The sequence below is a fragment of the Streptomyces sp. NBC_00989 genome, assembly GCF_045162655.1.
Lineage (GTDB): Bacteria > Actinomycetota > Actinomycetes > Streptomycetales > Streptomycetaceae > Streptomyces.
On the sequence record NZ_CP108728.1, the window covers coordinates 8,668,213 to 8,680,486 of the forward strand.

Genomic DNA, 12,274 nt, shown 5'->3' on the forward strand with positions numbered 1-12,274 from the left:
GAACGGCCTTCACTTCGGTGAACACCCCGGCGATCAACTCGTCGTTGGCGACACGACCGTCCGCCATGTCGGCGTTCTCGATGTCGAGGACCTCGGCCGGGTCCTTGCCGTCCCCCATCGCGCGTTCCCCCGTTCGCAGTCGCGTGCACGACCGTAGGAGAAGCTCATCAAGGGAGGGTCAAGTAACGCCCATGCGCGGGTAATTCCCCGTCCTGTGGATTTCGTATCAATTGGATAACGCTCCTCGCGCCTGGCGTGTGATGCGCGTAGACAGTCCGTGACCTGGTGCATCACTCATCAGAACCAGATCCGGAGATTCCATGCGGAAGTCCCTTAGAGCGGCCGCCCTCGGCGCCGCCTGTGTCGTCGCCGGTGCCGCCCTGTACGGCAGTGGCGTCGCCACCGCCGGCCAGTCGACGGCGAACTCGACGCACGAGCCGTACAACATCGGCCTGTTGTCGAAGGACATCGACACCTACTACGGCACGACGCTCGACAGCGGCGGCGTGTACCAGGCCTCGGCGACCAGCCCGTACGCCAAGGACCTGGCGCGCATCGACGCGTCGGCGAAGAAGTACATCGACCAGGCCGTGCGCAAGCACCACAAGGGCGTCAAGCCCGCGGTCGTCTTCGACATCGACGACACGCTGCTGCTCAGCCTCGACTACGAGAAGAAGAACAACTACGGCTACAGCTCGGCCACTTGGGCCGCGTACGTCGCCCAGGCCAACCGCCCCGAGGTCTTCGGCAGCCCCGAGCTGGTCAAGTACGCCGCGTCCAAGGGCGTCACGGTGTTCTACAACTCGGGTCTCAGCGAGGCGCAGCGCACCTACGCGGTCGACAACCTGAAGAAGGTCGGCGCCGACGTCAACCTCGACGCCGACCACATGTTCCTCAAGAACACGGCCAACCCGCCGTCGTACCTGAGCGGTTGCGCGACCGCCGGTACCTGGACCTGCACCACCGTGCAGTACAAGTCCGGCACCAGGAAGCACATCGAGGACCTCGGGTACAACATCATCGCCAACTTCGGCGACCAGTACTCGGACCTCGACGGGGGCTACGCCGACAAGACGTACAAGATCCCGAACCCGACCTACTTCGTCAGCTAGTCCGTACGGGTCGTCCGTACCGGGCTGACCGACCCGAGGGTGGGCACCACCGGCCGGATCGTCCCGTCCGCCGCGAACCGCAGGCGGTCGATCGTGGTCTCCCGGTGCGTGCCGTCCCCACCAGGTTTTCCTGGCCCGTTCAGGGCGAACCGGTGATAGACGACGTACCAGTCGTCGGTCCCCGGCGCGTTCACCACGGAGTGGTGGCCGGTGCCCAGGATGCCGTACTCGGGGTTCTTGGACAGGATCGTGCCCCGCTTGGTCCACGGACCGAGCGGGGACGGTCCCGTCGCGTACGCCACGTGGTAGTTCTCGCTGCGGGTGTCGTCCTCGGACCACATGAAGTAGTAAGTCCCCTTGCGCTTCACCACGAAGGACCCCTCACGGAAGTCGCCCGTCGTGATGTCCTTCACCTTCGTCGCGTCGTACGACGTCATGTCGTCGTTCAACGGCACGACGTACGCGTGCCCGTTGCCCCAGTAGAGATACGACTGCCCGTCGTCGTCCGTGAAGACGGCGGGGTCGATCATCTGGCCGCTCAGTGAACCCCCCTTCGCCACAAGGGGTTTGCCGAGCGCGTCCTTGAACGGACCCGCGGGCGAGTCCGCCACCGCGACCCCGATCTGCTGCTCGGCACAGAAGTAGAAGTAGTACTTCCCGTCGCGTTCCGCGATCGCCGGTGCCCACGCGTTCTTGTCGGCCCAGGAGACGTCGGGCCCCAGGTCGAGGATCACTCCATGGTCCCGCCAGTGGACCAAGTCCCTTGAGGAGTACGCCTTGAAGCTCGTTCCGCCCCAGCCCGCGTAGCCGTCGCTCGTCGGGTAGATCCAGTACTGGCCGTCCAGATAGTGCACGTCCGGGTCGGCGGTCAGCCCCGGCAGCACGGGACTTCGCGTCGGCACCGCCTCCACCGTCCAGGTCCGGCTCGTCCCGTCCGCCGCCGTGACGGTGTACGACCGCGGCTCGCGGAAGTCGCGACGCGTACCGGACGGAGGGCTGACCTTCGCGCCCGAGCCGATGGCGAGGGTCGGCGCCAAGTGCCGCAGATCCGCGCCGGGTTGCATCGGCAGTACGACCTTCGACGAGGCCTCCGTGACGACGGCGTACCCCTTCTGCCCTTGCGCCGTCGCGTCCACGACCGACGCCGGTGTCACCGGATACGCGGCCAGCAGCCGGTCGTACTGCGCCTGGGTCACCGGAAGTACCGTGCCGTGCCGGGGACTTGCCGGGAGCTGGTAGTCCGTGGACGGGGTCCACTCGCCGGAGTCGAGGTCGGTGGTCTCGAAGGGGACGTAGCCGCGCAGTCCGTACTCGTCGACGAACAGGTACCACTTCTTCTCGGTGTTGGACTTGAACACCGTCGGCCCCTCGCCCCGCTCGATCGCACCGCTGCCGATGCACTCGGAGACGAAGTCGTACGACGTGGAGGTCAGCGAGGCCGACTTCTCGCCGGTGATGAACTTCGAGCAGGGGGAGCTGGAGGACGGGTCGCGTTCGTCCTTGGTGTAGCGGTAGTAAGTGTCCTTGTACTTCACGACGGTCGAGTCGATGACGGAGTAACCCGGGTCGTCCCAGACCTTCGGGTCGCTGAAGGTGCGGAAGTCCTTCGTCGTCGCGTACATCATGCGGTTGTACGTCGAGCCGGTGTGGCCGGGGTCGTCGTCGGCGTACAGCTTCGACGCCCAGAAGACGACGTACTCACCGAGCGAGTCGTCCCAATAGGCCTCCGGCGCCCAGGTGTTGCCCGCGTTGTCCGGGGCCACCTTCACCAGCCGCTGATCGGTCCAGTGGACCAGGTCGGTCGACTCCCAGATCATCACCGACTTGCTGCCGTGCCGCTGGACGTCGTCCCAACTGCCGCTGCTGTTCCGGTACATGCGCAGGTCGGTGGCGATGAGATAGAACTTGTCGCCCTTGGGGGAGCGGATCACGAACGGGTCGCGCAGCCCCTTCTCCCCGATCGTCGAGGTCAGCACGGGCTGCCCGGCGTTCAACTCCCGCCAGTGCAAAGGGTCGTTGCCGCGGCTGAGGGCGTAGCGGATCTGCTCGCCGTCGGCGGTGCCCTCGCCGGTGAAGTAGGCGAAGAGGTAGCCGGCGTACTGGGGGTGGGTCACGGGCGGTGCTCCTGAGTGCGCGGTACTGGGCGGGGCGGCGAGCAGGGCGAGAAGAAGGGTGAGGAGGGCCAGGAAGGGGAGCAGGAGGGTGCGGGCGGTGCGGGGTCGCATGGCACATCCTGTGGGGGTGTGGGGGATTCTGTTGAATGACTGTGCTGCCTTCGGAGTGTCACCAGTGGGGTGCGGTGCGTCAATCGGTGCGGGTGGGACGGGGAGGAGCGAAAGTTTCGCTTCTTCTCCCGTGCCTCTTCCCGTGCTCTTTCCCGTGCCTTTTCCCGTGACCGCGGCAACCCTTTCCGGCCACGGCGGCGACCAGGGATCAGAAACGGGCCGGGGTGGCCCCTCCGGTCCGTTTCGTCCTCGTCATCCAGGAAAGGAACCAACGCCGTGCGTACGAGCACCGGACGCCACCGCAGGACCCGCACCCTCTCGATCGCCGCCGCGGTGGCCGTCGCCGCGGGGGCGGGCGGCGTCTACCTCGGCCTCAACAGCGGTGGCGCACAAGCCGCTTCGTCGACGGTCACCGTGTCCACCACCGCCCAGCTGGAGTCGGCCGTCGCCAACGCCACGGCGGGGACGGTCATCCAGGTCCGCGCCGGCACCTACACCCCGGCCGCGACCCTCAAGTCCACGGCGAACGGCACCGGTTCGGCCCGCATCACCTTGCGGGCGTACGGCACGGAGAAGGTGAAGATTGACGGCTCCAAGCTGCCCGCGGGCCAGTGGCTGGCCGGTATCTACGGCGACTACTGGACCGTCCAGAACCTCACCTTCCAGAACTCCCCGGCCCAGGGCTTCGTAGCCACGTCCTCGGTCGGCGGCATCTTCAAGAACCTGATCACGGCGAACAACGGCGACTCCGGCTTCACCCTGCGCGGCGACGGCACCACCAACAACCTCGTGCAGAACCTGGACAGTTACGGCAACTACGACGCCGCCGGCCACGGCCAGAACGCCGACGGAATCGCCATCAAGTTCGGCTCCGGCACCGGCAACAAGGTCACCGGCGCCCGCCTCTACAACAACTCGGACGACGGCCTCGACCTGTGGCAGTTCTCCTCGCCGGTCACCATCGAGCACTCCTGGGCGTTCGGCAACGGCAAGAACCGCTGGAACGACTCCGCCTTCGAGGGCAACGGCAACGGCTTCAAGCTGGGCGGCGGAGGCGTCTCGGTCGCGCACGTCGTCAACGACAACGCCGCCTGGGACAACACCCTCAACGGCTTCACCGAGAACTCCAACACCGGCGCGATCATCCTCAACCGCAACACCGCCTACGCCAACACCGAGGCCGGCTTCTTCTTCGCCACCAGCAAGTCCCGCCTCGCCCGCAACCTCGCCATCGGCAACAAGGGCGGCCTGGACAAGCTCGGTTCATCGACGGTCTCCGCGGCCAACAACTGGGACGGCGGGGTGGCCACACCGTCCTTCAAGTCGACGGACGCGACTACGGCGTACGGTGCGCGTTCGTCGAGCGGGACGCTGCCGACGACGACGTTTCTGACGACGGGGTCTACGACGATCGGCGCGACGATGGACTGACATGGCTCACCAGAGGCTCCGCTTCTCACGGGACGATGAGCAGAGCTGACGCGCGAAGAGGCCCCGGTCGCTGCGAGTCGACCGGGGCCTCGCCTGTGTTTCCGGGCCCCGAGCGGAATGAAGTACGCCTACGGGCTGTCCCGTAAACGATCTTCGAGTCGATGTAGACGTGGGTCGGTCGCGATACTGATTGCTCGACTACCCGGAGAGAGTGACGTTGTACAGGTGGGCGATGCCGAGCATGGCGTGATGGACTCCGTCGCCTTTGAGACGGCAGTCGCGGAGAATCTTCCAGTTCCTCATGCGGGCGAAGACGTGCTCGACGCGGGCTCGGACCTGTTTGTGCGAGCGGTTGTGCTCCCGTTTCCAGTCGGGCAACTCTGCGCCCGGGGTGCGGCGGTGGGGCATGAGGAGGCCGGTGCCCGGATAGCCGCCGTCGGCCATCGTCAGGGTCTTGCCCACGGCGGCCTTCGCATCGGACTCCTCCCACGCCTTGCAGTCGTTTCGGTTGCCGGGTAAGGGTTTGCCGACCACGAAGACCGGGCGGGCGTCGGCATCGATGACGACCTGGTGGTTGGTGGAGTAGCGGTAGTTCTTGGACTGCTCGGCGATGCTGTGGTCCGCGGGTGGGTACCAAGGTTCCGTCCACGATCAGCACGGTGCCTTTCGCGAACCGGCGTCTGAGCTGGAACGCGAGGAGCGGACCGAGCTGATCAATGATCCGGTCGGCTGCCGACTTCGAGATGCCGAACAGTGGGGCCAGCTGGCGCAGTGTCAAGTTCGTCCGCCAGTAAGTCGCAACGAGCAGCAGGCGGTCCTCCAAGGAGAGCCCCCACGGCCGGCCCCGTCGCACCACCGCGGCGTCCTCGCGTCGGAGCGCGGTCAGCAGTTTCCCGAACTGACGCTGACTCAACCCGGTGAACGGGTGTATCCAGGATGGTTCGGACGCCGTGATCACACCAGTCATAGCCGACCTTCTCACCCACGATCAGCAGTCACCGGGCAGCCCTTAGTGGTCGGATCCAGAAGTCCTTCGAGGGTTGATCATGCTGCCGGCGTGACGGAGGATTCTTCTGGGTGATCGGCGGTATGCCGGTCGAGCCTGGCCAGCAGATTGTCCAGGTCGGAGGTTGTGAACTTCCGCTGGAACGGCCGTGCCCTGGCGTTGTAGCGGTGTTCGAAGGCTGCCGCATCCGCTTCCACCTGGGGCCGGGCTGTGCTGAGGCAGCGGGCCGGGGCGCTCAACAGTGATTCCGGAGGGCTCGACAACGATCAGGCGTACGCCGGCATCAGGCGACTCAGGAGAGTTCGTGTCGAGTTCCGTCGGCGACTGCGTGGAGCTTGTCGGGATTGGCCACGTTGTGGATGGTCGAGATGCGGCCTTCCGGATCGAAGTCGAAGGACAGCGTGGCGACCACGCGGTCCGGGCCGTGGAAGACCACGCCCGGGCCGCCGTTGATCCAGGCGAGCTCTGCCCGCATCTGCCCGGGCTCGATGCCCTGGTAGGTCGCGGTGCCGAGCGCGGCGAACCAACGGGCCACGGTCTCCAGACCGACGACCGGTTTGAGGGCCTGGCGGACCTTGCCGCCGCCATCGGTCCACAGGGTCACGTCCGGGGAGAGCAACTCCATGAGGGTGTTGATGTCGCCGCCCGTCGTCGCCGCGAAGAAGCGCTCGGTGACGGCGCGTTGGCGGGCGCGGTCCGCGGTGAAACGGGGCCGGCGGGCCCGGACGTGCTCGCGGGCGCGGTGCGCGGCCTGCCGGACCGCCGCCTCCGAGCGTTCCACCGCCTCCGCGATCTCCGCATAGCTGAAGGCGAAGACCTCCTTCAGCACGAAGACCGCGCGCTCCAAGGGACTCAGTGTCTCCAGCACAACCAGCAGGGCCATGGAGACCGAGTCCGTCGTGGCAACGCCGTCAGCTGTGTCCGGGCCGGTGAGGATCGGCTCGGGGAGCCATGGCCCGACGTAGGTCTCGCGCTGGTGGCGAGTGGAACGAAGCCGCTCCATCGCCAGGTTGGAGACGATCCGGGTCAGGTAGGCCTTGGGGTCGGCGACCTCGGAACGGTCGGCCGCCGACCACTTGAGCCAGGCGTCCTGGACCACGTCCTCGGCATCGGCGGCGGTGCCGAGGATGCGGTAGGTGACGGAGAAGAGCAGGGTGCGGTACTGCTGGAAGGCAAGCTGGTCGGGGCCGGCCTGCTGCGGCTGGGTCACTTGGCGCTCCGAATCCGGGTGTAGCGGCCGCCGTGCGGCCAGAACGCGCCCGAGGCGGGCATCTTCTTCATGCGTGCGAAGGTCGGCCACGGCGCGGCGGTGACCGTCTCCTTGTACTTTGCGGCTCGCTTGCCGGTCAGCACGATCCGGCGCGGGCTGTCGTCGGGATGGGTGAACTGCACGACGGCGTCGTTCCGACCCAGACTGACAGGCGTGTGGTAATAGCCGAAACGGAAGGGCTTGGGCTCCTTGCCGGCCAGCACCCGCAGGATCGAGAGGGCCGCGTGTACGCCCGTGGGCATACCCCCCTGACAGGTCCCGTGCATCACGCCGTAGCCCTGACGGATCGCCGCCGCATCGCCCACGGCATAGACGTCCGGGTGGGAGACCGAGCGCAGCGCGCTGTCGGTGACCACCCGGCCGCGCTCGTCGACGGTCAGACCCGCGGCGGCCGCCAGCGGCGACACACGAGTGCCGCTGGTCCACAGCACCGCGCCCGCCGGGATACTGGAGCCGTCCGCGAACTCGACACTGTCCGGCAGCACCTTGGCCACCTCGACACCGCTGCGCACCCGCACGCCGAGCCGGGCGAGCGCCTCGTCCAGGTGGGCCTTGGCCTTCGGGTGCATGCACGCGCCCGGCTCCTGCCGGCCCAGCAGCACCACATCGAGTTCCGGGTACCGCTCGGCGATCTCCGCGGCGGCCTCGACGCCGGTGAGGCCGCTGCCGCCGACCACGACGGTCCCACCGTCGAGCCGGGTCAGCCGGTCGGCGAGGAGGGCGGCGTCCTGCAGGCTGTTGAGGGTGTAGGCGTGGTCATCCACGCCGGGGACGGCAACGGTGTCCGCGATGCTGCCCAGGCCGTAGACCAGGGTGTCGTAGCGCAGGACCCGGTCGTCGTCGATCCGGACGGTCTTCGTCCCGGCGTCCACGGCGGTGACCCAGCCACGGACGAAGCCGGCGCCGGTGCCGTCCAGCAGCTCCGGGATGTTCATCTCGGCCGTCTCCTGACCGGTGGCGGTGATGTGCAAGCGGAGCCGCTCGGTGAAGGTGTCGTAGGGGTTGACCAGCGTCACTCGCAGGTTTCCGCGTTTCCTGGCGCGGGCCGCGAGCTGGATCGCGGCGGAGAGCCCGGCGTAGCCGGCGCCCAGGACCAGGACCTCGTGCTGCTGCGCTGCTGTCGCGTTCATCGCTCTGCTGTCTCTTTCGTGTCGGTCGTTCCCGCTGTGCGGACGACCACCAGACGCAAGCTGCCCTTCCGTTCGTGACACGGGGCCGATATGACCCGCGTCACATCGAGAGCAGGGAGCGTGCGCGGCATCAGCACTCCGAGCACCGCGACGCGCTGCATGCAATCATGATCGACCGGCTTCGCACGGGAACTGACGGAACAACAGGAGCCGCAGGTCAGCAGCAGGGCCTGGTGCTTCGACGCGGCCCGCGAGCACGACCGCCTCTACGCCACCTCCGACCAGTGGAACAACTCCCTCACCCTCTGATCGCGGGCTTCACTCGAAACGAACCGTCCCCAAACCACCGATCGCCATAACCTCGACACTTGAGCGGCGCCCACGATCGACTCGGGATCAACCCCGAAGGACTTCTGGAGCCGACCACTTAGGGGGAGCGGATGGCCGGACGCGATGCAGGGAAGACGAGGGCGGTACTGCCTGCTCACGCGATCGAGGTCGGGGCCGGGCCGCTGGATCGACCGACGCGGAACTCCGTTGGCGGCTGGCCATTCCTCGACAACGCGGAGGAATGGCCCTCATGCTTCTGCGGGGAGCGGATGGCCCTGTTCTTCCAGCTCGACGTGCCTTGGGACCTGGGGCCTTTTGGTGGAGATCATCTACTCGTCTTCCACTGCCGTGCGCACAACGACGCGTCCGAACCCGAGTTTGCTGATGGCCGGCTCGTGCCCGGGTACTGGGACGCTCCGCAGTTGCCCTACCCGCGTCCGTTCTGGCGCGTCCTCCTCCAGCAACACGCGGTGTTTCCGACTGCGGAGCCCGAGCCGTCGGTATGTGCACTGCCGCTGAGGCTTCAGCCCTTCGTGGACACCCCCAGCCCGCGCGGGCTGGGAGCCCAGTTGTTCAAGGTGGGCGGCTCACCGTCCTGGGCGCAGGATCCTGAGTACTACGAGTGCGTGTGCGGAGCGGATCTGGAGTACCTCTGCCAGGTTCCGGAAGGCATGGAATTCGCCGTCCATCCTGGCCAACCAGAGCAGCCCTACAGTGTTGGAGCTGACACCTACGGGCTGTTCCTCGGCAACGAGGTCTACCTGCTGGCGTGCCCGGCCCATTGCGATCCGGCGGCAGTCTGGCCCGTGAACCAGAACTGAATCCTCGGCATCACCGGCCTGCACAGTGAGCGTTTTCCAACCTCAGGTTGACGCGTGGTGAAGGACGAGGACGGCCTTCGCCATGTCGGTGATCCGGACAGGTGTCGAGGTCCGCATCCGCGAGACCGACCTGGCCGATCCGACCTGCGGACTGCGCGCCGGACTGGTCGACGTCGCTCTGACCCGTGGGCCGTTCGACGAGACAGGTCCGACAGTGCACGTGCTGCGCGTCGACCCCGTCGGCGCGGTGCTGCGCGACGATGATCCACTGGCCCGCCGCGGCCGCCTGAAGGTGGCCGACCTGGCAGACAGGGGCTGGTTCCAGTTCCCGGACGGCACGGATCCGATCTGGCATTCGTACTGGAATGGCGGGGAGCCGTGCGAGGGTCCGGTGGTACGCGCTGTCCAGGAGTGCCTGCGGGCCGCGCTCTGGAACGGAACAGTCGGCATGGCCCCGGTTCGGGCACGACCTGCCCAGGGAGCTGGCTGTGGTGCCGCTGATCGACATCGCGCCGAGCCGTGTGGTAGCGGCGTGGAACGAGGGTGACCCGAATCCGCTGGTCCGGTCGTTCGCTCAGATCGCCACAGTCGCTTACCGGGCTGAGCGTTCCGTGGCCGGCGAAGGCATGGCGTGTCCGCGTGCGTACCGTGAGTGGGGGCGACAGCGCTCGGCGGGTACATCAACACCGACTCGTCGTCCTGCACCGTAAACCACACGTCCCGGGCCTAGGCCGGCGCTCTAAATGGACGAGTCAGGCGCCCGGGCAGGGTCGTCCCAGGGGGCTGGGGGCCTGGAGGTGCGCAATTGCCTCCATAGCGGCACGGCGCTCGTTCCCGGTGGGGGCATCGAGACCTGGGGGGCGGGCTGGCCGTTGGTGATGATGTTCTGCTCGAATCCGGCCGGGGTGAGCATGTTGTAGACACGGCCGACTTCGGATTCGACGCGGAAGCCGTGGCGGACCTTGGGCGGCAGGTAGATGTAGCTGCCGGGTCCGGCCGGGATCTCCTCGTCTCCGACGGTGAACACGAAATCACCTTCGAGGATGAAGAACGCCTCTTCCTCCTTGTCGTGGACGTGCGGTGGGGCGACGAGTCCTTGCGGACACAGTTCCTCGAACGTGCAGGACCGGCCGTCGGTCTGGCTGCCGTCGGCGAGCACTCTCCAGTACGTGCCGACGTTCCAGTAGGCCGGGGACTGGTCCGGCGCCCAGACATAGGGGCGGGCGGTGCCGGCGCTGTGGGGGAGGCTGGTCATGGCGGTCCCCTTGGTCTTTAGTGCATGGGGGAATGGATGACGGAGTCGACGGTGATGGTCAGCAGGAGCCGGGTCTGGCCCGGGCCGCCGTACGAGGCGTAGGGGTGGCCTGTGTACTTCTGGGCGAGGTGTTCGATGCTCTCGGCGGCGCCGTCGGTCGTAGCGCTGGTGACGCGTCCCCGTACGGAGAAGTAGCGGGAGGTGTCATCCGGGTCGGCGATGCTGACGGCCACACGGGGGTCGCGTTGAACGTTTTTGGTTTTGCGGTAGCCCTCGACGGTGTTGATGAGGATGTGTTCACCATCGGTGTCGACCCAGGTCTGGGTGAGCTGGGGCGAGCCGTCCGGCATGGTGGTGGCGATAAAGCAGGGGCTGGGCCGGTTCAGCAGTTTGAGGAGTTCGCCGGGCAGGGGTGTCATGAGGTATCGCCCTTCCTGGGGGGAAGCTGTCGGTAGGAGGTGCCGATGCCGGCGGTGCGCTCAGCGCAAGGAACGGAAGGTGGTCCGGACTTCGTCAACGAAGAGTGCCGGTTGTTCCAGGGCCGCGAAGTGCCCGCCCACCTCAAGCTCGTTGAAGTGGACGACGTTGCTGTAGCGGCGTTCCACCCAGCGCTGGGACTTCCGGACGTGCTCCTCCGGGAACATGCTGAATCCGGTAGGCAGTGTGATCGGTGCGGCGGCGTTCGGCGCGGAGGGCCGTGCTGACCGTGCCATTTCCCAGTAGGTCCGCGCAGAGGACGTCCCGGTGTTGGGAAGCCAATAGAGCATGATGTCGTCGAGCAGCTCGTCCAGGGTGAAAGATGCTTCCGCGTCCCCCGGCGTGCCGCAGGTGTCCTGGAACATCGCGTAGATCCAGGCAGCCAGGCCGATGGGGGACTCCGCGAGGGAGTAGCCAATGGTCTGAGGGCGGGTTGCCTGCTCCTTGGCGTAGCCCGAGAGGTTCTCCCAGAAGTAGGCGGCGCTGTCGAGCATTGCCTGCTCATGCTCGGTGGCGTCCCGGATCTCGTCGGGCGTTGGCGGGAACATGGCGAAGTTGAGGTGCAGCCCGACGCATCCGTCGGGGGCCTTGCGGCCGATCTCGTCGGTGACCGCGCATCCGAGGTCGCCGCCCTGGGCGCCCCATCGCCGGTAGCCGAGCCGGTCCATCAGCGTGATCCAGGCATCGGCGACCCGGGGGAATCCCCAGCCGGGTTCCGTAGGCCGGTCGGAGAACCCGAATCCCGGCAGCGACGGCACCACGAGATGGAAGGCGTCCCGCGGGTCACCGCCGTGGGCCGCGGGATCGGTCAGTGGGCCGATGACCTTGTGGAAATCGAGGACGGAGCTGGGCCATCCGTGGGTCATGACCAGCGGGAGGGCGTCCGGCTCAGGCGAGCGCACATGGAGGAAGTGAATGCCCAGGCCATCGATGATGGTGCGTGACTGGCCGAAGCAGTTGAGGGTCTTCTCGCACCGCCGCCAGTCGTAGGTGTTGAGCCAGTAGTCGTGCAGCGCGCGGAGCTTCGCCAGCTGGGGTCCCTGGCTGGTGTCCGGAACGGTCTCTGGATCGGGCCACCGGGTGCGGGAGAGCCGCTCACGCAGGTCGGTCAGCTGTTCCTCCGGCACGGACAGGGTGAAGGGTTCGATGAGTTCGGACACGGGGCGTGCTCCTTACCGGGCGATACCGCGCCGGCTGCGACGCGGGTGGATTCAAGG

Annotated in this window: 9 protein-coding genes and 2 pseudogenes; 4 read left to right on the forward strand and 7 right to left on the reverse strand. The window is 67.1% G+C overall.

Annotation, left to right across the window (positions count from 1 at the left end):
• The first annotated feature begins 320 nt into the window (after positions 1–320).
• A complete protein-coding gene (locus OG714_RS38895) occupies positions 321–1,112 on the forward strand; it encodes an HAD family acid phosphatase (protein WP_406128169.1) in 792 nt (263 codons plus the stop codon).
• Here the strand turns inward: OG714_RS38895 and OG714_RS38900 are convergent.
• Positions 1,109–3,337 (reverse strand): family 43 glycosylhydrolase, encoded by a 2,229-nt coding sequence (locus OG714_RS38900; RefSeq protein ID WP_406128170.1) that lies wholly within the window; start codon positions 3,335–3,337, stop codon positions 1,109–1,111. The genes OG714_RS38895 and OG714_RS38900 overlap by 4 nt on opposite strands.
• A 276-nt stretch (positions 3,338–3,613) precedes the next feature.
• Between OG714_RS38900 and OG714_RS38905 the strand changes: the two genes are divergently transcribed.
• Entirely contained in the window at positions 3,614–4,768 is a 1,155-nt protein-coding gene (locus OG714_RS38905) for a right-handed parallel beta-helix repeat-containing protein (protein ID WP_406128172.1), read from the forward strand.
• A 198-nt stretch (positions 4,769–4,966) separates the two neighbouring features.
• Here OG714_RS38905 and OG714_RS38910 read toward each other — a convergent pair.
• From OG714_RS38910 to OG714_RS38920, 3 genes and pseudogenes are all read right to left on the reverse strand, one after another.
• A pseudogene (locus tag OG714_RS38910) lies at positions 4,967–5,735 on the reverse strand (transposase).
• Between the two features lie 331 nt (positions 5,736–6,066).
• Positions 6,067–6,984: an RNA polymerase sigma-70 factor gene (locus tag OG714_RS38915; protein WP_406128174.1), complete on the reverse strand. Its 918-nt coding sequence runs from the start codon at positions 6,982–6,984 to the stop codon at positions 6,067–6,069.
• Positions 6,981–8,174 carry an NAD(P)/FAD-dependent oxidoreductase gene (locus OG714_RS38920; protein ID WP_406128175.1) on the reverse strand — a complete coding sequence of 398 codons (1,194 nt, stop codon included), beginning with the start codon at positions 8,172–8,174 and terminating at the stop codon, positions 6,981–6,983. The genes OG714_RS38915 and OG714_RS38920 overlap by 4 nt, the downstream gene beginning before the upstream one ends.
• A 599-nt stretch (positions 8,175–8,773) precedes the next feature.
• Here OG714_RS38920 and OG714_RS38925 point away from each other — a divergent pair.
• Both OG714_RS38925 and OG714_RS38930 read left to right on the forward strand, forming a co-directional pair.
• Complete coding sequence (locus OG714_RS38925) at positions 8,774–9,325, forward strand: hypothetical protein (protein WP_406128176.1); 552 nt, start codon at positions 8,774–8,776, stop codon at positions 9,323–9,325.
• A gap of 100 nt (positions 9,326–9,425) precedes the next feature.
• Positions 9,426–9,924: pseudogene (locus tag OG714_RS38930) on the forward strand (LysR substrate-binding domain-containing protein); the annotation flags it as partial.
• A 140-nt stretch (positions 9,925–10,064) separates the two neighbouring features.
• Here OG714_RS38930 and OG714_RS38935 read toward each other — a convergent pair.
• From OG714_RS38935 to OG714_RS38945, 3 genes are read right to left on the reverse strand one after another with little or no spacing between them, the layout of a single operon-like run.
• Complete coding sequence (locus tag OG714_RS38935; RefSeq protein ID WP_406128178.1) at positions 10,065–10,580, reverse strand: cupin domain-containing protein; 516 nt, start codon at positions 10,578–10,580, stop codon at positions 10,065–10,067.
• A gap of 17 nt (positions 10,581–10,597) precedes the next feature.
• Positions 10,598–10,999 (reverse strand): PPOX class F420-dependent oxidoreductase, encoded by a 402-nt coding sequence (locus OG714_RS38940; protein ID WP_358633917.1) that lies wholly within the window; start codon positions 10,997–10,999, stop codon positions 10,598–10,600.
• Between the two features lie 60 nt (positions 11,000–11,059).
• On the reverse strand, positions 11,060–12,217 hold the full coding sequence (locus tag OG714_RS38945; RefSeq protein WP_406128179.1) for an epoxide hydrolase family protein: 1,158 nt from the start codon (positions 12,215–12,217) through the stop codon (positions 11,060–11,062).
• Positions 12,218–12,274: the final 57 nt, after the last annotated feature.